The organism is Austwickia chelonae, from assembly GCF_003391095.1.
GTDB lineage: Bacteria > Actinomycetota > Actinomycetes > Actinomycetales > Dermatophilaceae > Austwickia > Austwickia chelonae_A.
On record NZ_CP031447.1, the window covers coordinates 793,793 to 816,998 of the forward strand.

Consider the following 23,206-nt stretch of genomic DNA (forward strand, 5'->3'; position numbering starts at 1 on the left):
AGCCTTGCCGTCCAGAGATTCCCCCACTCGATAGTGTCGACCCATGCTTGCCGTTTACTGCGCCAGCCAGTCCGCCACCGACCCCCTGTCCGGTCTTGTCGTGGGGGAGCGACCTGAACCTGAACCACGCCCGGGGTGGACGGTCGTCGACCTTCGTGCGGCCACGTTGAACCGCCACGATCTGTGGTCCCTCCACGGCGTGGGCTTGCCTGCTGAACGACTGCCGATGATCCTGGGCTGCGATGGAGCCGGAGTCACTTCGGACGGACGGGAGGTGATCCTGCACGGGGTCATCGCCTCGCCGGGATGGTCCGGGGACGAGACCCTCGACCCGCGTCGTTCGCTCTTCTCCGAGGTCCATCAGGGGACTCTCGCGGAGAAGGTCCTGGTGCCGGACACCAACCTGGTGCCCAAACCGGCCGGGATGAGCTGGGAGACAGCTGCCGCCTTGCCCACCGCCTGGTTGACCGCCTACCGGATGCTCTTCACCAACGCCCAGGTCACTCCGGGTTCATTGGTGTTGGTGCAGGGAGCCGGAGGCGGAGTGGCCACCGCCTGCATCCGGTTGGGCGTCGCCGCCGGTCTACGGGTCTGGGTCACGAGCCGCTCTGAACACAAACGGGGACAAGCGCTCGCTCTCGGCGCCGAGGCGGCTTTCGAACCGGGGGCTCGGCTCCCGGAGAAGGTCGACGCCGTCATGGAGACCGTCGGTGCAGCGACCTGGTCGCACTCGGTGAACGTGCTGCGTCCTGGCGGGACCATCGTGATCTCGGGTGCAACCAGCGGCGACGCTCCGCCCCGGTCCGAGCTGACGAAGATCTTCTTCCGCCAGCTCAAGGTCGTCGGCTCGACGATGGGGAACCGGCACGAGTTGGAACGCCTGGCGACCTTGGTCGACCGGCATGACCTCAAACTCCCGGTCGAGGCGACCCTGCCACTCCCCGAAGCACGAGCTGGTTTCGAGAAGCTCCTGTCGGGAGATGTCTTCGGGAAGATCGTTCTTACCGTGTGACCGGCGGGTCTCCCTGCTGCGCAGGTTCCGGCTCGTCGACTGAGTGAAGGCCGGGTTCGGGGTGTCCGGAGCGGAAGCCAACGGACGCCCCGAACCCGGGCGACAACGCTCAGGGCGCGATCTGCAACCAGTGCTCCCAGCCACCGTGCAGAACCAGCCAGGCCAACAACCCGTAACCGGCCTGTCCGGGATGGCGCTGGTCCTCGGTGGCGCTCAGCTCGGCCAGCCACTGCTCGTGCTCCAGCAACGGGTAGTAGCAGTCGACGTAAGGGATGCTGCGGCGGCTGCACACATCGGACTGGGCCTCGACCAACGGCTCCAGGGCATGGTTGAAGTCGGCGTCGAGGGTCGGCGGTGGACCGACCACGAAGGGTGAGATGCCCCGTGCCGTCGCCTCGTCCAACATATTCGCCATGTTGAGCCGGGAACGGGCGATCGTCAGCTCCTGGTCGATGTCGCCGTGCCCGACCCCCATCACGAGCCGACGTTCCCGTCGACCCTCCCAACGGGGTGCGCCCTCCTGCCGCCATCGGTTCAGCAGATCGGCGGACGACTGTCCCCGGATGCCCAGGTTGTAGCTCGTCACATTGAGGTCGGGGTGTGCGGTGCGGGCCGTTACCCGGCTCACCCACCCCAGTGCCTTGGGGTCGCCGTAACCGGCGACGAAGGAATCCCCCATGAAGACCAGGCCGACGTCACGTGGCCCGTCTGCAGCGAGCGCGTCCGCGCTGGCGATGAACTCCATCGGGGCTGCCCCCGCGCCGCTGGGCTTGCTCTCTTCGTTGCTCACAGGCCTACTCAGTCCTCGTCGTCGTCGAGCCGTGCAAGCCAGGTCGCGAACCTCTCGATCGGAATCTCAAATTCCGGATTCAGATCAACGAAGGTGCGTAGCTGCTCGGCCAGCCAGTCCAACGTGATCTCCTCATCGCCGCGACGGGCCGACAACTCCTCAATTCCACGGTCGGTGAAGTACACGAGATGCATTCTGCCGCACATCAGCACTCACCGGGGACAGGGGCACGCGCCCCGTCCCCGGTGAGTTGAGGGAAAGCCGTCGGTTGGTTGACCGGAAGGGAACCGGTCGATCAGCGGTCGAAGGACTCCCGCATCAGCGCAGCCCGCTCGATCTCGTGCTGCTTGTGCGAGCCGGTGGACGGAGATGCCGAAGCAGCCCGGGAGACCACCCGGATCGGCCGTTGTTCACCGTTCTCGGCCAAGGACTGCGGAAGATTCACCATCATGAAGGGCCAAGCACCCTGGTTCGCGGGTTCATCCTGCACCCAAACCAGTTCGGCGTTCGGGTAATGCTTCACGATCTGGGCGATCTCTCGGCCAGGAGTCGGGTAGAGCTGTTCCACCCGGACGATGGCGGTCGCACCGTCCTGGCGCTGCTCGCGTTCCGCCTCCAAGTCGTAGACCACCCGCCCGGAGGCGAGCAGCACCCGGGTCACCGCGCCCCCGTCCAGCGGTGCCTTGTCATGGATCGCCGGTTCGAAGGTTCCGCTGGTGAAATCTTCGACTGCGCTGGTCGCCGCGCGTAGGCGCAACAACTGCTTCGGGGTGAACACGATCAGGGGTTTGCGCGGCCGGGAGTAGGCCTGGCGACGTAGCAGGTGGAAATAGCTGGCCGGAGTGCTCGGATTGGCAACGGTCATGTTGTCCTGGGCGCACAACTGGAGGTACCGCTCGATCCGCGCCGAGCTGTGGTCCGGCCCCTGCCCCTCATAACCGTGGGGGAGGAGGAGCACGACGGAACTACGCTGACCCCACTTCTGTTCGGAACTGGAGATGAACTCGTCGACGATGGTCTGAGCGCCATTGGCGAAGTCACCGAACTGGGCCTCCCAGCAGACCAGCGCGTCAGGACGTTCCACCGAGTACCCGTACTCGAAGCCCATGGCGGCGAATTCGGACAGCAAGGAGTCGTACACCCAGAAACGGGCCTGGCCGTCGCCCAGGTAGAGCAGCGGCGTCCATTCCTCGGCACTGGTGCGGTCGATGAGCACGGCATGCCGTTGCACGAAGGTGCCCCGTCGGGAGTCCTGACCGGCCAGCCGCACCGGAGTCCCCTCGCTGAGTAACGACCCGAAGGCGATCAGCTCGCCCATTCCCCAGTCGATCCCGCCCTCGCGTGTCATCTGGGTGCGCTTCTCCAGCATGCCGCGCAGCTTCTTGTGCGGTTCGAAGCTCTCCGGCCAGCTGGTCCACAGGTCACCGATCTTGTGCAACAACCCGGTGCTGATCGCGGTCGAATGACTGCGATGCGCCCGGACCTCGTCCTCGACCTGTGCTTCGGGCCGCTCCAAACCGTCGATCTCGGTGGTTGCTCCCACCGACGGAGCCGCAGGCTTGGCCTTGGCTGCTTCCTTGGTCTCCAGGAAGACCTGCTCCAGCCGTCCCTGGTAGTCCTGCAAGGCGGCCTGGGCGTCCTCCAGGGTGATGTCGCCGCGACCGACCAACGCTTCGGTGTACAGCTTGCGGACACTGCGCTTGGCCTCGATGAGCTTGTACATCAGTGGCTGTGTCATCGAAGGGTCGTCGCCCTCGTTGTGGCCGCGACGCCGGTAGCAGATCAGGTCGATGACGACGTCCTTGGCGAACTTCTGACGGAACTCGTAGGCCAGCTCGGCGACCCGGACACAGGCCTCGGGGTCGTCGCCGTTGACGTGGAAGATCGGCGCCTGGATCGTCCGGGCCAGGTCGGTGGAGTACACCGAACTGCGTGAGCTCGTGGGGGCAGTGGTGAATCCGACCTGGTTGTTGACCACGACGTGAACGGTTCCGCCGGTGCGGTAACCTCGCAGCTGGCTCAACTGCAAGGTCTCCAAGACGACACCCTGGCCGGCGAAGGCCGCATCACCGTGCAGAAGCAGCGGCAGAACGGTGAACTCCTCACCGTGCAGGTCCAGCCGGTCCTGCTTGGCCCGCACGATGCCTTCCAGCACCGGGTTGACCGCTTCCAAGTGGCTGGGGTTCGCCGCCAGGTAGACCTTCGTGGTTTTCCCGTCCTCGGACTCGAAAACGCCTTCGGTACCCAAGTGGTACTTCACATCGCCCGAACCCTGGACGCTGCGCGGGTCCTGGGTTCCTTCGAACTCGCGGAAGATCTGCGCATAACTCTTCCCGGCGATATTGGCCAGGACGTTGAGCCGGCCGCGGTGCGGCATGCCGATGCACACCTCGTCCATGCCGTCCTCGGCGGCCCGGCACAACACCCGGTCGAGCAAGGCGATCACGGACTCGCCACCCTCGAGACTGAACCGCTTCTGCCCGACGTACTTCGTCTGCAGAAAAGTCTCGAAAGCCTCAGCAGCATTGAGCCGGCGCAGAATACGCATCTGCTCGTCCCGGCTGACCTTCTCCGCCTTGACCTCGATCTTCTGCTGCATCCACAACCGCTGATCCGGGTCCTGAATGTGCATGTACTCCACGCCGATGGTGCGGCAGTAGCTGTCCCGAAGCACATCCAGGATCGCCCTGAGCGTGGCTCGCTCGGTGCCACCGAAACCACCGGTGGCGACTTCCCGGTCCAGATCCCACAAGGTCAGCCCGTACGTCTCCAGTGCGACGTCGTCGTGCCGTCGCATCCGGTACTCCAACGGGTCGGTGTCCGCGAGCAGATGACCGCGGACCCGGTAGGCGTGGACCAGCTGCTGCACCCTCGCTGCCTTGGACAGGTCGTCCTCATGGCTCGCCACCAGGTCGCGCTTCCACCGCACCGGCTCGTACGGGATACGCAGGCTGCGATAGATCTCCTCGTAGAAACCGTCTTCGCCGAGCAACAGACGGTGGATGATCCGCAGGAAATCGCCCGAAGCCGCACCCTGAATGATGCGGTGGTCATAGGTGCTGGTCAGCGTGATGATTTTGCTGATCCCCTGGCGGGCGACGGTCTCCAGACTCGCACCCTGCCACTCCGCCGGATAGTCCAGCGCGCCGGCACCGATGATGCACCCCTGGCCCTGCATCAGCCGAGGCACCGACTGCACGGTGCCGATCCCACCAGGGTTGGTCAACGAGATCGTCGTCCCGGCGAAATCATCGACCGTCAGCTTGTTGCCGCGAGCCTTGCGGACCAGCTCCTCGTAGGCATTCCAGAATTGGAAGAAGTCCATCGTCTCGGCCGCTTTGATCGACGGCACCACGAGGCTTCGCGTGCCATCGGGCCGCGGAAGGTCGATCGCCAACCCGAAATTGACATGGGCAGGGCGGACCAACTGTGGCTTGCCCTTCTCGTCAACCCGGTAGCTGCAGTTCATGTCGGGCAGTTCGGCGAGCGCCTTCACGATCGCGTACCCGATGATGTGGGTGAAGCTGATCTTCCCACCGCGAGTGCGCTGGAGATGCTGGTTGATCTGGATCCGGTTGTCGATCATCAACTTCGCCGGGATCCCACGAACGCTGGTCGCGGTAGGTACCTGCAGCGAAGCATCCATGTTCGTCACGATGCGAGCAGCCGGGCCCTTGATCGCTTTGATCTTCTCGGCATCCTGCACCTGAGGGGGGCTCACCTGAGGGGTGTCGCGAGGGGTCGGGGTCTTGCCCATCGGCACCGCAGGCGCGGCCACCGGCTCCTTCTGCTGAGCAGGAGGACGTTGAACCGTCGTACTCCGAGGCGGAGAAGCAGGTTTTCCCTTACCGTCCTTTTCCACGGGTTCCTTCTGATCGGAAGCGGCCTGGGATGTCGCCGTGGCTGACGATGGCCTGACCGTGCTCTCGGAGGTTCGCGCACCGGCCTCGGTCCGGGGCGCGGCCTGGCCGTCCGCGCTCGCCGTCGGAGGGGTGGACTCGGGGGCGGACGCCGCAGTGGCCGCAGCCGTGGGAGCGCTGTTCTCACGGCGAGGGGCATACCCGTCGAAGAAGGCCCACCATGCTTTGTCGACGGACTCCTTGTCCTGCAAGTACTGCTCGTAGAGCTCGTCGACGAGCCACTGATTGGGCCCGAAGCTGGCGGTGGGATCGTTCGGAGCGGGCAATTCTGCCACGGCGGACTCGCCTCTTTCGTATGTCGCCGGTGACGGCCAGGACACATGACGAACCACCCGACGACATCGCTGGTCCGCCGGTGCCAGGCTACCCCGCGCCGGGCGGCTGGTGCGGTTCCGGAAGAAGGCGAACGAGGTCGAAGGGCTGCTGATCCCACTGATCGGGACATGTTCTCCCCCCCGTGTCCGCTTTGGGGCGGATTAGGATGGCGACCACTATGACCGAGTGGCTCCTCGTCGGCGCGGGGGTCCTGTTGACCCTGGGAACGGCCGTCTTCGTCGCGGCCGAGTTCTCGCTGGTGGCTCTCGACCGCTCCAGCGTGAGTCATGCGGCCGAGAACGGGGACGCTGCTGCGCGTGCGGTACTGCCGTCGTTGACGGCCTTGTCCACACAGCTGTCCGGTGCCCAGGTGGGGATCACTCTGACGACGCTGGCCCTGGGATATGTCGCCACCCCCTCGGTGGGGGCCTTGCTGGCCGGTCCGGTCGCGACTGTGGGGGTGCCCGTGGAGAATGCGCCGGCGGTGGCCTCCGGGGTGGCGCTGGCCGTGGCGACGTTGTTCTCGATGGTCGTCGGAGAGCTGGTGCCCCAGTTCCTGGGAATATCCGTTCCCTTGGCGACGGCGAAGGTGGTGGCGGTCCCGGTCCGGTTCTTCACCGCGATGGTTCGTCCGTTGATCGTGGCGTTGAACGGTTCGGCCAATGCTGTGCTGGAGTCCTTCGGAGTGCGTCCGCAGGAGGAGCTTTCCGGTGCCCGTACCCCTCAGGAGCTGGCGTCGATCGTGCGGCGCAGTGCGCAGGTGGGCACTTTGGACGAGGACCTGGCCACCCGGGTGGCCAGGTCCTTGGATTTCGGCTCCCGCACTGCGGCGGATGTGATGACGCCGCGGGTGCGCTGCGTGGCGGTGGAACGTACGGATTCGGCGGCCGACGTGGTGGCCACTGCGTGGAGAACCGGACATTCCCGTTTTCCGGTGCTCGGCGACGACTGGGACGACGTGGACGGCGTGGTGCACGTGAAACAAGCGGTGTCGGTGCCTCACGAGCGGCGGGAGTCGGTTCCGGCGTCTGGGCTGATGAGTTCCCCGGTTCTGGTTCCCGAGACGATCGGTTTGGAGCCACTGCTGGGTCTATTGCGTGGTGGTGGCCACCAGTTCGCTGTGGTCGTCGACGAATACGGCGGTACTGCAGGGGTGGTCACCTTGGAGGACGTGGTCGAGGAACTGGTGGGGGAGGTTGCCGACGAACATGACCGGCAGTTGACCTCGGCCCGTCGTGATGTGCGTGGGTGCTGGACGGTCCCGGGGTCCTGGCGGGTGGACGAGGTCCGTGAGCGGGTAGGCGCAGACCTACCGGAAGATGCGTCCTACGAGACGGTGGGCGGCTTCATGATGGCGCTGCTGGGCAGGATCCCTTCGGTGGGGGACGAGGTCGAGATCGTGGGCTGGCACATCCGGGTGGAGGGGATGGACGGACGTCGGGTGGAGCGGGTACGTCTCCTGCCGGTCGATCCCATCGCCCAGCAATCCGACGAGGCAGCTTTGCCTCGAGAGACCGGAGACCCACGGTGACCCCGGGGATGGCCTTGGCGATCTCCGTGCTGCTTCTGATGGGGAATGCCTTCTTCGTGGGCGCGGAGTTCGCGGTGATGACGGCCCGGCGGAGTCAGCTTGAGCCTCTGGCACAGGAAGGACGGCGGTCGGCTCAGCTGGCTCTGGTCGCTGTGGAACATGCGTCGAGCTTGCTGGCCTGTGCGCAGTTGGGTATCACGGTCTGTTCGCTCTTGTTGGGAGCCTTGGCCGAGGACGCCATCCATCATCTGGTGGCGCCGATGATTGCCCGGACGGGGCTCCCCGAGGGTGTGGCCCATGTGGTGGGGCTGTCGATGGCTTTGCTGATCGTGGCGTACTTCCATGTGGCCCTGGGGGAGATGGTGCCCAAGAACCTGGCCATCGCTGGGCCGGACCGAGCAGCCTTGTGGCTGGCACCGGCGTTGTTGTACGTCACCCGGGCCTTGGGGCCGGTGATCCGGGTTCTGGAATGGGTGGCCAAGTCCTTGGTCCGTGTCCTGGGGGTGGAACCTCAGGACGAGGTGAGTAGCGCGTATACGGCCGAGGAGGTCGACCGTATCGTCGTGGAATCCGCCAAGGAAGGACTTCTCGGGTTCGACCAGCATGGTCTTGCCCGGCGGGTGCTGGCCTTCGGGGAGCGCGTCGCGGCTGATGTCGCGGTTCCCTCGACCGACCTGGTGACCCTTGCCCGCGGGTGTACTCCGGAGGATGTGGAGCGGGTCGTGGCGAAGCACGGGTTCAGCAGGGTGCCCATCACGGACCTTTCCGGTGACCTGGCGGGCTATGTGCATCTGAAGGATGTGCTCTACGCCGATGAGGTGGAGCGGTCACAGACTCTGCCGTGGAAGAGGGTGCGCCCGCTGGCGACGGTGTCACCTCATGACGAGATCCAGGATGTCTTGGTGAGTATGCAGCTCAGCGGGGCTCATCTGGCCAGGGTCGTCGATCGTGACGGCGTGGTGACCGGGGTGGTCTTCCTGGAGGACGTCTTGGAGGAACTGGTGGGTGAGGTCACCGACTCGACCCGTCGGTGAGTACGTCTGTGAGGAGGGAGCGATCCGAGGCCGTGGTGGAGACGGCGAGGCGTCGGTCAGGGCAGGGCGAGGACTGCTTGAGCGGTCGCGGTGTCGGTCACGAGCAGATCGACGTAGCCGCCGCGGAGCGCGCCCTGGATCGCCTGGGCCTTCTCTGTCCCGGCGGCGACGGCGACGACCTTGTCTATGGACTTCAACCGGGCCAAGGGGACGGCCATCACCCGGTCGCACAAGGAAGCCTGGATGTGGCGCCCGTTCGCATCGAAATGATGTCCGGAGATGTGGCCGACTGCGCCTAGCCCGGCCAAGTAGTCGCCTTCGGCGGGGGCCAACCATCCTTGGAAGATCGGGCCGGACACTCCGGCGCGGTCGATCGCCCCGATCCCGACGATGGCCACGTCGGCGTGGGAAGCCAGCGCCAAGGCATTGGCCACGGACTCCTCCCTGCGCAGCGCTTGGGCGAGCCGGGGCGAGCCGACCAGCAGCGGCGCAGGCATGAGTCGGTAGGTCGCGCCGAAACGTTCGGCGATGCGCCGGGTCACGTCCGGGGAGTCGGTGACCGGGCTGTCCTTCGACAGCGCGCCGATCATCTGGACGACGCACAAGTCGTGCAGCGACTGGTGCGGAAGCTGTTCGACCACGGCGCTCAAGGTGGTACCCGAGGAAGTGGCGAGCACAGTGGCTTGCCGACACACATCGACGAGGACCTCTGCGGCGGTGGACGCGACAGCGGTGAGCGGGTTCATTCCTTCACCGCATTGGGCGACCCGGGCGTCACGCAGACCGAACCGGGAGCAGAGCGACTCCTCGAGGGCCATGGCGCGTTCGAGTGGGTGGCCGATGACGAAACGGACGATCTTCCGGCGCCGGGCCTCGGAGAGCAGCCGGGAGATCCGGGAACGGGAGAGGCAGATCCTCTTCCCGATCTCGTCCTGACTGAGCCCGTCCAAGTAGTACCACCGGGACACCTGGGCGAGGAGAGAGAGATGTTCACGAGCTTCCTGCACGGGCCAAGTGTGCACGAATGTGCTTTTTAGAAGAAGAGCAGGATGACCACTGATCTTGTAAACAGCATCTTTTTGGTTATTTATCCGGGCCTATCTCCGCTAAATATGCACAGATGTGCTTCTGCGGGTTGTGTCGACTCCTCTTTCCCGGCGTACATCTGAGAGCAGGCGGGCCGCATCTCTCGGGGGCCCTGGCACAAAGGAGTGACGGAATATGTCGTTCGTCCGCACCATCAAAGGTGACGTCGACCCTTCGACCCTCGGCGTGGTCAATGCCCACGACCATCTCATCCGCGTTGGTGCCGGTGAGGTCTACATCGACGGCGATCACATGCTCGACGACGTCGACAAGGCAGCACAGGAGGCCACCTACTTCGTCGAGGCCAGCAAGAACTGGTCCACCGGCGGCACCGTCATCGACATGTGCCCGGCCGCCTGCGGGCGTTCGATCACCAAGCTCAACGAGGTGGACGACAAGGTCGAGGACCTGCAGGTCGTCGTCGCTTCCGGGTTCCACCAGCAGAAGGTCTACCTCGAGGTCCACACCACCTGGGTGTACCAGTACACCGTCAACCAGATCGCCGATCTCCTCATCGCCGACATCTGTGAGGGCGTCGACGAGTACGACTACATGGGCCCCTTGGTGAAGCGCAATGCCTCCAAAGCCGGCGTCCTGAAGTGGGCCACGGCCTACGGGAGGATCACCGACTGGGAGAAGAAGACCGGTGAAGCGGTCGTCATCGCCCACAAGGAGACCGGCTGCCCGATCAACACCCACACCTCGGCCGGAACCGCGGCCCTCGAGCAGGCCCGGTTCCTCCTCGGATTGGGTGCCGTCCCGGAGAAGACCGCCATCGGGCACGTCCAGCGCAATGCTGATGTCTGGTACCTCGAGCAGATCATGAAGCTCGGTTGCTACCTCGAGCTCGATGGCACCAACCGCATCAAGTACCTACCCGACCACCACCGGGTCAACCTGGTCCGTTCCTTCGAGGCGGACGGCTTCGGCAAGCAGGTCCTCCTGGGTACCGACTCCGGAAAAGCTTCGTACCAGAAGGTCTACGGGTCGGTCACCGGCATCGACTTCGACCCGGCCGTCTTCGCCCCCCGCCTCATCGACGAGGGCGTCGACCGCGAGTACGTCCAGGACCTCCTGGTCGGCAACGCCCGTGAGTTCTTCGCCTTCGCCGATGGGAAACAGCAGTGACCTCCCCGAGGTTGCAGATCGCGCTCGACACTCCGGACCTCCCCAGCGCACTGCGGCCACTGCAGCAGGCCGCGCCGGCCATCGACGTCATCGAGGTCGGGACGGTGCTCTGCCTGGCCGAAGGGATGTCCGCAGTGCGTGCCGTCCGAGCAGCCTTCCCCGAGACCCCCGTCCTGGCGGACATCCGGATCGCGGAGGCCGGGAAGATCCTCTCCACGATGGCTTTCGAGGCCGGTGCTTCCCTGGTGTCGGTCGTCGCCGGAGCCAGCCTGGAGACGGTCCGCCAGGTCGTCGCCGTGGCCCGGACGCACGGCGGTGAGGTGCAGGTTGAGCTCGCCGATGAGTGGTACGACCCCGAGCGGGCCCGCACCTGGCGGGAACTCGGTGTCGAGCATGTCATCGTCAAACGTTCCCGGGACCGGGAAGCCTCCGGCGACCTCTCCTGGGGAGCGGAGGATCTCGCCCGGGTCGACGAACTGGCCCAGATGGGTTTCACCGTCACCATCACCGGCGGGATCACCGCCGCTGATCTGGCCACCTTCGCCGGGCATCCGGTCGGTATCGTCATCGCCGGACGCTCTGTCGTCGGCGCCGCCGATCCACTTGCAGCCGCCCGCACGCTCAAGGACGAGATGACCAGGGTGTGGGCCGGATGAGCGCACTCGCAGCTGTCACCGATCTTCCGGAGGACGCAGGCTCTGCCGCGGTTCCCTGCGTCGAGCTCGGTATCTACGAGAAGGCGCTGTGCTTCAACGGCTCCTACGACGACCTCTTCGCCCAGGTGGCGAGGGGAGGTTTCGCCTTCATCGACCTGTCCGTCGACGAGAGCGCCGAGCGCGCGGCCCGGCTGAACTGGACGATGGCCGAGCGTGTGGCCGTCCGTCAGGCAGCAGCCCGCGCCGGTATCGCCTTGGGCGGTCTGTGCCTGTCCCTGCACCGCAGGGTCGGACCAGGTAGTAGTGACCCGGTGGTTCGCGAGGAAGCCCGTACGGTGCTCTTCCAAGGGATCGACCTGGCTGCGGACCTGGGCATCCCCGTGGTGCAACTCGCCGGTTACTACAACTATTACGAGAAGGCGCATCCTCAGGCACGCGAGTTCTACGTCGACTGTCTCCGCAAAGGGGCCGAGCACGCAGCCCGTCGCGGGATCCTCCTGGGTATCGAGAATGTCGACGGTCACGACATCGACTCGGTCTCCGAGGCGCTGGCCGTGGTCGAACAGATCGATTCGCCGTGGTTGCAGTTGTACCCGGATGTCGGCAATATCGCCGAGCAGGGGCTGCCGATGGAGGCCGAGCTCGCCCGGGGCGAAGGCCGGATGCTGGCGATCCATGTCAAGGACGTTCGCCGTGGCGAGCCGCGTCGAGTGCCGATGGGCGGCGGGATCGTCGACTGGGATGTCGCCTTCGCCGAGTTGGCACGGCAGGGCTGGTCCGGTCGGATGATGATCGAGATGTGGAATGACGACGCCGAAGGTGGCCTCGAGCGGGCGGTCTGCGCGCGGGAGTTCATCGAGGGTCGGCTTGCTCATGCCGGGGTCGTCGTCTCCACCACGCGGGTACCTGCGGGCCAGGAACTCCCGGCTTCGGTCGTACGCCTTCGTGAAGAGGTCTGCCGGGGCAACCTGGAACTGCCCAAGCACGGTCTGGTGGCCTGGACCGGGGGCAATCTGTCGGCGCGTGACCCACAGACCGGTCTGATCGCGATCAAACCTTCGGGGATGCTCTACGACGACATGAAACCCACCGACATGGTGGTGGTCGATCTCGACGGCAAGGTGGTCGCTGGGGATCGCGGTCCCAGCTCGGACACCGCATCCCATCTCGCGGTGTACCGGGAACGACCGGACGTGATGTCGATCGTGCACACCCATTCGCGGTATGCCACGGCCTTCGCTGCCGTGGGAGAGCCGATCCCGTGCTGTCTGACCGCCATCGCCGACGAGTTCGGCGGTGACATCCCCTGCGGAGGATATGCCTCCATCGGCGGGGACGAGATCGGCGCCGAGATCGTCCGTTCCATCGGACGTTCCCCGGCCATCGTGATGCGCCAGCACGGCGTCTTCACGGTCGGACGTAACATCGACAAGGCCCTGCAAGCTGCCGTCATGGTCGAGGACGTCGCGGCGACCGTGGCGATCGCGCGTGGTCTTGGCGCGGTCACCCGGCTGCCCGAGGAAGAGATCGAAGCGAACTGGGACCGCTACCAGAACCGCTATGGCACCGCGAACGCGAGCAAGGGCGTGACACGATGACGACCTACGACCTGGCCACTTTCGGTGAGGGACAGATCAGGCTGACCGTCGGCAAAGGCGACCGGTTGAGCACAGCGACCCAGCTACGGATGACTGCGGCGGGTTCCGAGGCCAATGTCGCCGGCTTGCTGGCCCAGCTTTCCCGGCGTACGACCTGGGCGTCGGTGATCCCGACGACTGATCTGGGTACTCGGGTGATGGGGGAGTACCGATCCGTCGGAGTCGACCTGTCCCATGTCATCCGGACCGGTGATGAGCGGATCGCTCTGTACTTCATGGAGCCCGGTGATCCGCCCATGCCGGCTCGGGTGACCTACGACCGGTTGCACACCAAGTTCCGGGAGATCACTCCGGAGACTTTCGACTGGGACGGATTGCTGGATACCCGGGTGCTCTTCGTCACCGGTATCACGGCCTCGCTGACCGAGCAGACTGCAGCCGTGGTCACCCATGCGGTGGAGCAGGCGGCAGCTCGGGGGGTCGATGTGGCTCTGGATGTCAACTATCGCAGCTTGCTGTGGAGTCCTGAACAGGCGCGTTCGGTGTTGGAACCGCTGCTGGACAAGGTGTCGATCCTCTTCTGCTCTCGGGCCGACGGTACGAAGGTCTTCGGGATCGATGGGGACGGGCCCACGGTGAACCGCCTCCTGTACGAGTGGAGCGGAGTGCGCCATGTGGTGTCGACCGATGCCACTGCGGGCGTCTACTACTGCGGTGTCGAGGGCCAGGAGATCTACGAGGTGCAGCCGGTGCCGGTGATCGACCGTCCTGGAGCGGGAGATTCCTTCGTGGCGGGTTGTCTGCACGGCTATCTGGACGGAGAGGTGAAGGCCGGGATCGGTTATGGCCTGCGGACCTCGAAGTTCGCGCTGACCCATCACGGTGATCTCACCCATGTCTCGGCGACCGAGTTGGCGATCCCGACGACCACGGACATCGTGCGCTGACCCTGCAGCACGGGGTGTCCTCTCGAGGCGAAGTCTTTTGCGGTGGGACGGCCGGCGTTGTCCGGGCGCCGCCGTCACCTCGGAGCCAGTGACGGGTCCTGTTCCTGTGCTGGCTCCGAGGTCGGCCGTATCGATTCGCCTTCACGCGGCTCCGGGTCATGTGGCCGCGCTATTTTCCACAACGATGTGAAGAAAGTGACCCTGTCATGACGGCTACCCAGCCGACGCCGATGACGGCGCTGGAACAGATAGATGCTCATCCACTGACGCGTAACCAGCGATCTTTGATCGGTCTGGCCATCACCGGCAATATCGCCGAGTTCTTCGACATGTTCCTCATCGGGTTCGTCATTTCTTATCTGGTCAAGCCTTGGCAACTGACCGGTTTGGAATCCGGGGTGATCCTGGCCTGTTCCGGTCTGGGAACTGTGGTGGGCGCAATTATGTGGGGCCGTCTGGCCGACATGGTCGGTCGTAAGCAGTCCTTCAAGTGGTGCGTGATTCTTTTCGTAGGTTTCACCGCGCTGTCGGTGTTCACCCCGGAGCGCGGCTGGATCCTATTGGCAATCCTGCGAATCGGTGTGGGTATCGGCGTCGGAGGCTTGAACATCACCTCGATCCCGTACGTGCAGGAGTTCGTTCCCGCAGCTCAGCGTGGACTGCTTTCCGGTCTTGCTTCGGTGTTCATCCCCTTGGGGCTCTTCCTGGGCTCGATGGCACAGGCCTGGCTGGGGGACATCATTGGCTGGCGTGGGCTGATCGCCCTGGGTGCTGTCCCGATCTTCCTGCTCCTGTGGTTGGCGAAGGTTCCGGAGTCTCCGCGTTATCTCCAGTTGCAGGGGCGCACCGAGGAAGCACGTCAGTCGTTGGCCTGGGCCCTGGAGATCCCGGTGGACCAGGTCGGTGCCCTTCCGGAGGCCAAGGTCGACAAGGGGATGTCCTACGGACAGGTGATCAGCAAGCATCTTCGCCCGTTGATCATCGTCACGCTGGGGTCGTTCTGCTTCATCCTGGGTTCCTTCACGGTGCAGTCCTGGGGGCAGACCTTGCTGAAGGAGGGCTACGGTTACGCTGCTGCGACGGTGGGATACCTGTTCATGGGGGTCTCCCTGGCCGACTTGTTGGGCCGATTGGCTTCGGCGTGGCTGGCCGACAGGATCGGCCGTCGCTGGACGATGTTCTCCTTCGGGATGCTGGGTGCAGCGGGCGCGGTGGTCGCGGCGACGTCTACCTCCGGGACGACTTTTTTCATCGGTGTCCTGATCATCATGGGCTTCGGTGACGGAGCCTTCGGCATCCTGAACGCCTTCGGTGCCGAGCAATTCCCGAATGAAGCTCGCTCGACGGGGTTGGGGCTCGGCTACGGGCTGGGTGCGATGGCGAAGGTGGTGGGCCCGGGCCTGATGGGAGTGATCGTGGGAGGCGACATGAACAAGCAGAATGTCACCGTGGACGCGGTGCCTCCGGCGTTCTTCCTCTTCGCGGTACTGCTGGTGGTGGGTTCGTGCATCTACCTGTGTGCGAAGGAGACGAAGGGGCGGTCGTTGGATTCGATCTGATCTTCCAGACAAGCGTGGGGCCGACCGGACGATCGTCCGGTCGGCCCCACGCTTGTCTGGAAACGGTCAGCGGGGATTCGCGGAGAGTCTCGCCGCTCCGGGTTTGCTCGTCCATTGACGAGCGGACAGGCTGGTCAAGGCGTAGATGGTGGCCAGATCCAGACTCATCGGCGAGAAGGTGACCCAGTTCGGTCGTTCGCCGTAGAAGGCCTGCAGAAGCTGCCCGATCAGGGAGAAGCAGAGCAATGCGAGCATGAAGAGCCGAGCAGTCTTGCTTCCGCGGAAGGTCGACCAGGCCAAAGCGCCCATGATTAGGTAAGTCACGATGACGATGACGGCCAGGATGATCTGGGTGAGGGCTTTGTCGTCGGGGGATATGCCTTCGCTGATGATATCGACGTCGATGATGCTTCGTAGCGCAGCGATGACCGATCCCAGGAGGGAGAGCAATGTCATGACTCCGGCGACGACGATGGAGAATGGACGCCGACCTACTTCGTTCAGTAGACGTTCCTGACGGGCCTGTTTGACTTCTGCTCGGGTCGTCTTGGTCGGGATGGCCGTGGTGTAGCCGTACTCGGTGTTGAGGTCGACGTTCTGATCGGTGCTGGGGACGACGAGTTCGCCGAGTTGCACGATCGGCAGGTCACCGTCGGTGGCGACGGCGTCGCCACCGCCATTACGGCAGTGGTAACCGGTGGAGAAGTCCTCGATCACATCGACGGTGGCCTCGGGGACGGCGTAGACGATGGAGTCGACGATGTAGTCGCGTTCGATGTCGATGTCGCGGTCGATCTTGTGGGTGACCTGCAGGGTGAACAACGAGAAACCGACGGAGCGGTCGTAGGTTCCTGCGGCGAGCCAGTCGACGTGGTGCCCGCCGGGCAAGAGCCAGCCTTCGGGAGCGCGCCAGAAGCGCACGTGGTGACGTTGCGCGGGGTTCCCCTCGACTTCTTGTTGGTAGGCGAACTCCTGCATGGAACCGAAGAGCATCAGTGGGCTGACCGGAGCTTCGGGATAGCTCTTACGGGTGATTGAGGCGGTGACGATGCGGATGCTGGAGGCCATGTTGACCGGGTCGGCCAGTACCCAGCCGGCGCGGGTCATCGCCTCGTGAATCTGCTCTGCGCTGCCGCGGAGGGCCAGGTTGACCGGGTCTCCCAGGAGGCCGTCGCTGGTACGGCTGCGCCCGATGAAGTAGTCGGGGACGTAGAGGGAGGTCAGGACGCGGTGCAGGCGTGGCAGCGCGAGATAGGCGAGCACCGCCCAGAAGACCAGGAGATAGGCGATGGACACAAAGCGCGTCACACCTTGCCTGAGCATGAGGAAGGCGAAGACGAAGGTCAGGAATGTGGTGACCCCGAAGAACAGGTTCTCAACGAGGTCCAGGGTGAAGAATCGTCGCAAGGCGTAGGTCTCGACCTTTTCAGGCACATGGTCGTAGACAGGCTTGCGTACTGGCGTGGTCATTTACCGTCCTTCCCGGCTTACGTGCTGTCACAGAGTCGCACGGGTGTCTGATCCTTCATGTAGCCACCTGGCTCATCGTCGTTCCGGGACAGGAGATAAAGGGGACTTCGCGGCGACTGCGGAAGGCGAGATGGTCAGGGCACAAGCAAGGGGCGAGACCGGTGTGGTCTCGCCCCTCAGCTGCATCGAGTGCCCCCGGCAGGATTCGAACCTGCGCTCCCGCCTCCGGAGGGCGGTGCTCTATCCCCTGAGCTACGGGGGCGCACTCACGTGTCACCGTCCGTAGTGACGAGTGACAGGAGAACGTTACCAGCTCGAACGCCCAAGAAGGGAACCGCCTGGTGAGGGCTTTCTCGTGGGCGCATTGCGAGATCCGCTCCGGTGAAGGGCGAGGCTGCCGTGCAGGGGCGCGGACTCCCGCAGTACGGACGGAAAACTTGTGAGGCGTGCCGACTTCGTAGTATGTCGGGGTGACACCCGACGAGCTCGCCCAGACCATCACCAGCTGCTTGCGCGACGCCGTCGCCGCAGGCGACATCCCTCTGGAGGCCGAGGCTGTACCCGCCTCTGTCCGTGTCGAGCGACCCCGGAGCAGAGAACACGGGGACTGGTCGACGAATATCGCGATGCAATTGGCCAAGAAAGCAGGCCGGAACCCTCGCGAGCTGGCCTCTGCCCTGGCCACCCGGCTCCAGGAGCAGCCTGGTATCTCCCGAGTGGACATCGCCGGACCTGGATTCCTGAACATCGTCCTGGACGCAGCTAGTGCGGGTGAACTGGCTCACGCCATCGTCGATGCGGGAAGGTCGTACGGGCGAGGAGACGCCCTGGCCGGGAAGAATGTCAACCTCGAATTCGTCTCTGCGAACCCGACCGGGCCGATCCACCTGGGCGGAACACGGTGGGCGGCCGTGGGCGACGCGCTGGCCCGGATGTTGGAGGCCGCCGGCGCCACCGTGACCCGCGAGTACTACTTCAACGACCACGGAGCACAGATCGATCGCTTCGCACGCAGCCTGTTGGCTGCGGCCCGAGGCGAGGACGCCCCCGAGGACGGGTACGCCGGCGCGTACATCTCCGACATCGCCGCGGCAGTCGTCGCTCAGGAGCCCGATGTCCTGGAGAAGGACGACGCCCAGGCGCAGGAGATCTTCCGGTCACGTGGCGTCGACATGATGTTCGGCCAGATCAAGAAGAGCCTGCACAACTTCGGTGTCGACTTCGACGTCTACTTCCACGAGAATTCTCTGCACGAGAACGGCTCCGTCGAGCGTGCGATCGGCCGGCTGACGGAGTTGGGCCGTACCGAGCAGCGTGATGGTGCGCTCTGGCTGAAGACCACGGACTTCGGTGACGACAAGGACCGCGTCATCATCAAGTCCGACGGTGAAGCCGCTTACCTGGCCGGAGACATCGCGTACTACCTGGACAAGCGCGAACGCGGCGCCGACATGGAGATCCTGATCCTCGGAGCCGATCACCACGGCTACGTGGGCCGGATGATGGCGATGTGTGCAGCCTTCGGGGACACCCCCTGGGAGAACCTGGTCATCCTGATCGGACAGATGGTGAACCTGGTCAAGGACGGACAACCGGTCCGGATGAGCAAACGTGCCGGCACCGTCGTGGTCATGGAAGACCTGGTCGAAGCCGTGGGCGTCGACGCCGCGCGGTACCAGATCTCCCGGTACTCGATGGATTCCAATATCGACATCGACCTCGACCTGCTGGTGCAACGGTCGAATGACAACCCGGTCTTCTACGTCCAGTACGCGCACGCCCGCACCTGCAATGTCGCCAGGCTCGCCGCGCTGGACGGAGTGCACCGCGAGGACGCGTTCTCACCCGAGATGCTCACCCACGAGACCGAGTCGGCGCTCCTGGCGATCCTCGGCGACTACCCTCGAATCGTGGCTCAGGCAGCTGCCCTGCGGGAACCACACCGGGTCGCTCGTTACCTGGAAGATCTCGCTGCGAAGTACCACAAGTGGTACGACGAGTGCCGGGTACGCCCTGCGCAGCGTGATGGCGTCCTCGAAGAGGTCACCGATCTGCACCGCACCCGGTTGTGGCTCAACGATGCCACTCGCCAGGTGTTGGCCAACGGACTCGACCTGCTCGGCGTCTCTGCGCCTGAGCAGCTCTGAAGGGCGGTGTGATGCGCGCGCACGAGGCAGGCGCTCTCCACTCGGATGGTTATGGGGCTGCTCCGCAGTGGCTCCCGCATCCGACGGATGTCAACGGTTTGTTGCCCCAGCTCTGGTCCTCCGGTGTCGGCAAGGATCCCGATGGTGTTCTCACGGTGGCGGGGCTCCGGATCACCGACATCGTGGCGGAACACGGTACCCCGGCCTATGTCGTGGACGAGGCCGATTTCCGGGCGCGGGCGAGATCGTTCCGCGACGATTTCGCGGCCCCGTTCGCCGACTGCGGCGGGCTGAAGGTCTACTACGCGGGTAAGGCCTTCCTGTGTACCCAGGTGGCTCGTTGGATCATGGACGAGGGGCTGGGCCTGGACGTCTGCTCCGGGGGCGAACTGGCGGTAGCCCAACGGGTGGGCTTCCCCGGGGAACGCCTGGAGATGCACGGCAACAACAAGTCTGTCGCCGAGATCGAGGCGGGTCTGCGTTACGGCATCGGCCGCATCGTGATGGACAGCTTCGACGAGATCGAACGGGTCGCAGGGATCGCAGCGCGCCTCGGTGTTGTGGCTCCGGTGATGCTGCGGGTGACCGCGGGCGTCGAGGCCCACACCCACGAGTTCATCGCTACCGCGCACGAGGACCAGAAGTTCGGTTTCTCCATCGCCGGTGGCCAGGCACTGAAAGCGGCCGAGGCGGTCCTGGCACGCTCGGAACTCGACCTGCTCGGGCTGCACAGCCACATCGGCTCGCAGATCTTCGACACCTCGGGTTTCGAGGTGGCGGCCCGTCGAGTGCTGGCCTTGCACGCGCAGATCGCCCGAGACCTGGGGCACACCATGCCCGAGCTGGATCTCGGAGGTGGCTTCGGTATTGCCTACACCTCGGAGAACACCCCGCTGTCGGCCGCTGAGCTGGGTACCCAGCTGGCCGGGATCATCACCCGGGAATGCGCAGTCGAGGGGATCGAGGTGCCTGCGGTCTCGATCGAGCCCGGGCGGGCCATCGCCGGTCCGTCGGCCTTGACCGTGTACGAGGTCGGCACGGTCAAGGAGGTCCACCTCGACCACGGGGCCCGTCGGGCCTATGTCTCGGTCGATGGCGGGATGAGTGATAACGCCCGCACCGCGCTCTACGGGGCGGACTACTCGGTGACCTTGGCGAATCGGCGTAGCGATGCTCCGCCGATGATCAGTCGTGTGGTCGGGAAACATTGTGAATCGGGCGATATCGTCGTGATGGACGAGTATCTTCCGCAGGATGTGCGACCGGGGGATCTGGTGGCGGTGCCTGGCACCGGGGCCTACTGCCGGGCGTTGTCCAGCCAGTACAACCATGTGCCGCGTCCTCCGGTACTCGCGGTCCGGCGTACTGACGAAGGTGTGACCGAGGCCCGGGTGATCATCCGTAGGGAGACGATCGAGGACATTCTGGGCTTGGACGTCGACGTCTGATCCTTCTTCGGAAGGGCTGACTCGAATTCGTCCTTCTCGGGAAATCCTGAGGTCGGAGCGCTGGGCGGTCTAGCTTCATTCATCAGAGCAGTAAGGAGAGTTCCCTTGAGCGACAACGCTGTTGTCCCTCTGCGCGTCGCCCTGCTCGGGTGCGGGGTAGTCGGTTCGTCCGTGGCGCGTCTGCTCACGCAGAATGCTGACGACTTGACTGCCCGGATCGGTCGACCGATCCGGATCGAAGGGGTCGCGGTGCGTCGTCTCGGGCGCGATCGCAGTGACACACTTCTTCCCGATGACGTCTTCACCACGGACGCTGAAGAGCTGGTGACCAGGGCAGATATCGTCGTCGAGGTCATCGGAGGGATCGAGCCGGCGCGTGGTCTCATCTTGCGCGCGATGGAGCATGGGGCCAGCGTCGTCACCGCGAACAAGGCCCTGCTCGCCGAAGACGGCCCAGCCTTGTACGAAGCGGCTGCCAGACATGGCGTCGACCTGTACTTCGAAGCCGCTGTCGCCGGCGCGATCCCCCTGTTGCGTCCCTTGCGGGAGTCCCTCGCCGGGGACGACGTCTCCCGCATCATCGGCATCGTCAACGGCACCACCAACTACGTCCTGGACAAGATGGATGCCACCGGAGCCGGTTTCTCCGAAGCGGTGGAACAGGCTCAGGCATTGGGCTATGCGGAGGCCGACCCCACCGCCGATGTCGAAGGCTTCGATGCTGCGGCCAAAGCAGCGATCTTGGCCTCGCTGGCCTTCCACACCCGGGTCAGCAGCCGAGACGTTTACCGTGAGGGCATCACGGAGGTGTCCGCTGCTGATGTGGTCGCCGCAGCGGAGATGGATTGTGTCGTCAAGCTGCTGGCGATCTGTGAGCGCGTCTCCGATGCGCAGGGCGTGCAGGGGGTGAGTGTCCGCGTGCACCCGGCCATGGTTCCCCGAAGCCATCCGCTCGCCGGTGTCCGCGAGGCTTTCAACGCGGTCTTCGTCGAGGCCTCGGCAGCCGGACAGCTCATGTTCTACGGCCCGGGCGCGGGCGGGGATCCGACAGCCTCAGCCGTCCTCGGCGACGTGGTGGCCGTCGCTCGGCATCGTGTGGGTGGTGGACTGGGACCCAAGGAATCCGCCTACGCCGATCTGGCCGTCCTGCCGATGGGCAGCGCCGCCACGCGTTATTACATCAACCTTGAGGTCGCGGACCTTCCTGGTGTTCTGGCACAGGTCGCTTCGGTGTTCGCCACTCACGGGGTGTCCATTCAACAGGTCCGTCAAGAGGCCTGCCCGCCGCACGACCTCGACGAGGCGGAACGGGAGTTGCCCGGATCTGTGGCACAGCTCGTGGTCGTGACCCATACTGCTGCGGATTCAGCCCTGGCTGCGACCGTCGACGATCTGGCGGATCTGGAGATCGTGCGCGGCGTGACGAGCGTCATGCGTGTGGAAGGAGAGTGACATGGCACACCAGTGGCGTGGCGTGATTCGGGAGTACACGGATCGGCTGCCGATGCTCGACGGGGCGCCGGTCGTTTCGCTCTGCGAAGGCGGAACCCCGCTCATCGAGGCGGAGAGGCTTTCCGCCCAGGTGAACGCGAAGGTGTGGGTGAAATTCGAGGGGATGAACCCCACCGGATCCTTCAAGGACCGGGGGATGACCACGGCGATGTCGATGGCCGCGGCACACGGGGCGGAGGCTGTCATCTGCGCCTCTACCGGTAACACGAGCGCCTCGGCGGCTGCTTACGCGATGAAGGCCGGGATGACGTGTGGGGTGCTCGTTCCCGAGGGCAAGATCGCGATGGGGAAGCTCTCTCAGGCCATCGCCCATGGCGCCACATTGTTGCAGGTGGAAGGCAACTTCGACGACTGCCTGATGGTGGCTCGAAAACTGTCAGAGGCCTACCCGGTCGAACTGGTGAACTCGGTCAACCCCGCACGGATCGAAGGGCAGAAGACCGCCTCCTTCGAGATCGTCGACGCGCTGGGCGATGCCCCGGACATCCACTGCCTCCCGGTGGGTAATGCGGGAAACATCACGGCCTACTGGCGCGGCTACCAGGAATATGTCGGCGGGACTCCAGGCGCCCAGGGGGAGGCAGGCACCGGCGGGCCTGCGACGCGGATGCCCAAGATGTGGGGATTCCAAGCCGCGGGAGCCGCCCCGATCGTGCTCGGACATCCAGTCGACGAGCCGGAGACCATCGCTACCGCCATCCGGATCGGTAACCCGGCTAGTTGGCAGCAGGCCGAGGAGGCCAGGGACAGCTCCGGCGGCCTGATCGATGCGGTGACAGACACCGAGATCCTCGAAGCCCATCGGCTGCTCTCCTCCACGGAGGGCATCTTCGTGGAACCGGCTTCGGCAGCGAGTGTGGCCGGACTGCTCAAGATGCATACTGCAGGGCTGGTGCCTTCCGGCGCGACGATCGTGTGCACGGTGACCGGACACGGTTTGAAGGATCCGGCCTGGGCCTTGCGTGGAACAGACGGCAGGGAGATGACTCCGACCAAGATCGGTGCGGATGCAGTGAGCGCTGCCCGCGCCCTGGGACTCGAGTTCTGATCCGG

General features: G+C 64.9%; 17 protein-coding genes and 1 tRNA gene. 12 read left to right on the forward strand and 6 right to left on the reverse strand.

Annotation, left to right across the window (positions count from 1 at the left end; all coding sequences use genetic code 11):
• Positions 1-43 precede the first annotated feature (43 nt).
• The gene (locus DX923_RS03550) at positions 44-1,012 is read left to right on the forward strand and encodes a zinc-binding dehydrogenase (protein ID WP_116112740.1); all 969 of its coding nucleotides are present in this window, start codon (positions 44-46) and stop codon (positions 1,010-1,012) included.
• 109 nt (positions 1,013-1,121) lie between these two features.
• Here the strand turns inward: DX923_RS03550 and DX923_RS03555 are convergent, their stop codons facing one another.
• From DX923_RS03555 to DX923_RS03565, 3 genes are all read right to left on the reverse strand, one after another.
• Complete coding sequence (locus tag DX923_RS03555; protein WP_116112742.1) at positions 1,122-1,802, reverse strand: GDSL-type esterase/lipase family protein; 681 nt, start codon at positions 1,800-1,802, stop codon at positions 1,122-1,124.
• 8 nt (positions 1,803-1,810) lie between these two features.
• Positions 1,811-1,987, reverse strand: coding sequence for a DUF6104 family protein (locus DX923_RS03560; RefSeq protein WP_006501496.1), 177 nt, complete (start codon positions 1,985-1,987; stop codon positions 1,811-1,813).
• A gap of 110 nt (positions 1,988-2,097) precedes the next feature.
• Positions 2,098-5,997 (reverse strand): multifunctional oxoglutarate decarboxylase/oxoglutarate dehydrogenase thiamine pyrophosphate-binding subunit/dihydrolipoyllysine-residue succinyltransferase subunit, encoded by a 3,900-nt coding sequence (locus tag DX923_RS03565; protein WP_116112743.1) that lies wholly within the window; start codon positions 5,995-5,997, stop codon positions 2,098-2,100.
• A 218-nt stretch (positions 5,998-6,215) separates the two neighbouring features.
• Between DX923_RS03565 and DX923_RS03570 the strand changes: the two genes are divergently transcribed.
• Positions 6,216-7,568 carry a hemolysin family protein gene (locus tag DX923_RS03570; RefSeq protein ID WP_116116132.1) on the forward strand — a complete coding sequence of 451 codons (1,353 nt, stop codon included), beginning with the start codon at positions 6,216-6,218 and terminating at the stop codon, positions 7,566-7,568.
• Entirely contained in the window at positions 7,565-8,602 is a 1,038-nt protein-coding gene (locus tag DX923_RS03575; RefSeq protein WP_116112745.1) for a hemolysin family protein, read from the forward strand. The genes DX923_RS03570 and DX923_RS03575 overlap by 4 nt, the downstream gene beginning before the upstream one ends.
• A gap of 56 nt (positions 8,603-8,658) precedes the next feature.
• Here the strand turns inward: DX923_RS03575 and DX923_RS03580 are convergent, their stop codons facing one another.
• A complete protein-coding gene (locus DX923_RS03580) occupies positions 8,659-9,609 on the reverse strand; it encodes a sugar-binding transcriptional regulator (protein ID WP_162872756.1) in 951 nt (316 codons plus the stop codon).
• A 214-nt stretch (positions 9,610-9,823) separates the two neighbouring features.
• Here DX923_RS03580 and DX923_RS03585 point away from each other — a divergent pair, with 214 nt between their 5' ends.
• The 5 genes from DX923_RS03585 (at position 9,824) to DX923_RS03605 (ending at position 15,576) form a co-directional block, all read left to right on the forward strand.
• The gene (locus tag DX923_RS03585; protein WP_116112748.1) at positions 9,824-10,816 is read left to right on the forward strand and encodes a phosphotriesterase family protein; all 993 of its coding nucleotides are present in this window, start codon (positions 9,824-9,826) and stop codon (positions 10,814-10,816) included.
• Positions 10,813-11,472: a 3-dehydro-L-gulonate-6-phosphate decarboxylase gene (locus DX923_RS03590; protein WP_116112750.1), complete on the forward strand. Its 660-nt coding sequence runs from the start codon at positions 10,813-10,815 to the stop codon at positions 11,470-11,472. Before DX923_RS03585 ends, DX923_RS03590 begins: the two co-directional genes overlap by 4 nt.
• Positions 11,469-13,070, forward strand: coding sequence for an L-ribulose-5-phosphate 3-epimerase (locus DX923_RS17000; RefSeq protein ID WP_346218096.1), 1,602 nt, complete (start codon positions 11,469-11,471; stop codon positions 13,068-13,070). The genes DX923_RS03590 and DX923_RS17000 overlap by 4 nt, the downstream gene beginning before the upstream one ends.
• Positions 13,067-14,017, forward strand: coding sequence for a sugar kinase (locus DX923_RS03600; RefSeq protein ID WP_116112751.1), 951 nt, complete (start codon positions 13,067-13,069; stop codon positions 14,015-14,017). The genes DX923_RS17000 and DX923_RS03600 overlap by 4 nt, the downstream gene beginning before the upstream one ends.
• A 206-nt stretch (positions 14,018-14,223) precedes the next feature.
• Positions 14,224-15,576 (forward strand): MFS transporter, encoded by a 1,353-nt coding sequence (locus DX923_RS03605; protein ID WP_116112753.1) that lies wholly within the window; start codon positions 14,224-14,226, stop codon positions 15,574-15,576.
• A 66-nt stretch (positions 15,577-15,642) separates the two neighbouring features.
• On the opposite strand, the gene DX923_RS03610 is transcribed toward DX923_RS03605, so the two are convergent.
• Positions 15,643-17,046 (reverse strand): LssY C-terminal domain-containing protein, encoded by a 1,404-nt coding sequence (locus DX923_RS03610; RefSeq protein ID WP_116112755.1) that lies wholly within the window; start codon positions 17,044-17,046, stop codon positions 15,643-15,645.
• A 190-nt stretch (positions 17,047-17,236) separates the two neighbouring features.
• Positions 17,237-17,308, reverse strand: a tRNA-Arg gene (locus DX923_RS03615).
• A 208-nt stretch (positions 17,309-17,516) separates the two neighbouring features.
• On the opposite strand from DX923_RS03615, the gene argS reads away from it, so the two are divergent.
• The 4 genes from argS to thrC all read left to right on the forward strand — a co-directional run bounded on the left by argS (position 17,517) and on the right by thrC (position 23,201).
• Positions 17,517-19,193, forward strand: coding sequence for an arginine--tRNA ligase (argS, locus tag DX923_RS03620; RefSeq protein ID WP_116112756.1), 1,677 nt, complete (start codon positions 17,517-17,519; stop codon positions 19,191-19,193).
• Positions 19,194-19,204: 11 nt separating this feature from the next.
• Positions 19,205-20,641: a diaminopimelate decarboxylase gene (lysA, locus tag DX923_RS03625; RefSeq protein WP_116112758.1), complete on the forward strand. Its 1,437-nt coding sequence runs from the start codon at positions 19,205-19,207 to the stop codon at positions 20,639-20,641.
• A gap of 105 nt (positions 20,642-20,746) precedes the next feature.
• Complete coding sequence (locus DX923_RS03630; protein ID WP_116112760.1) at positions 20,747-22,093, forward strand: homoserine dehydrogenase; 1,347 nt, start codon at positions 20,747-20,749, stop codon at positions 22,091-22,093.
• A gap of 1 nt (position 22,094) precedes the next feature.
• Positions 22,095-23,201: a threonine synthase gene (gene thrC, locus DX923_RS03635; protein WP_116112762.1), complete on the forward strand. Its 1,107-nt coding sequence runs from the start codon at positions 22,095-22,097 to the stop codon at positions 23,199-23,201.
• Positions 23,202-23,206 lie beyond the last annotated feature (5 nt).

Excerpts from the sequence above, each read along its gene's own strand:
- DX923_RS03550 (WP_116112740.1), top strand. The coding sequence starts at position 44 with ATGCTTGCCGTTTACTGCGCCAGCCAGTCCGCCACCGACCCCCTGTCC.
- DX923_RS03570 (WP_116116132.1), top strand. The coding sequence starts at position 6,216 with ATGACCGAGTGGCTCCTCGTCGGCGCGGGGGTCCTGTTGACCCTGGGA.
- DX923_RS03585 (WP_116112748.1), top strand. The coding sequence starts at position 9,824 with ATGTCGTTCGTCCGCACCATCAAAGGTGACGTCGACCCTTCGACCCTC.
- DX923_RS17000 (WP_346218096.1), top strand. The coding sequence starts at position 11,469 with ATGAGCGCACTCGCAGCTGTCACCGATCTTCCGGAGGACGCAGGCTCT.
- DX923_RS03600 (WP_116112751.1), top strand. The coding sequence starts at position 13,067 with ATGACGACCTACGACCTGGCCACTTTCGGTGAGGGACAGATCAGGCTG.
- DX923_RS03605 (WP_116112753.1), top strand. The coding sequence starts at position 14,224 with ATGACGGCTACCCAGCCGACGCCGATGACGGCGCTGGAACAGATAGAT.
- DX923_RS03610 (WP_116112755.1), bottom strand. The coding sequence starts at position 17,046 with ATGACCACGCCAGTACGCAAGCCTGTCTACGACCATGTGCCTGAAAAG.
- lysA (WP_116112758.1), top strand. The coding sequence starts at position 19,205 with ATGCGCGCGCACGAGGCAGGCGCTCTCCACTCGGATGGTTATGGGGCT.
- thrC (WP_116112762.1), top strand. The coding sequence starts at position 22,095 with ATGGCACACCAGTGGCGTGGCGTGATTCGGGAGTACACGGATCGGCTG.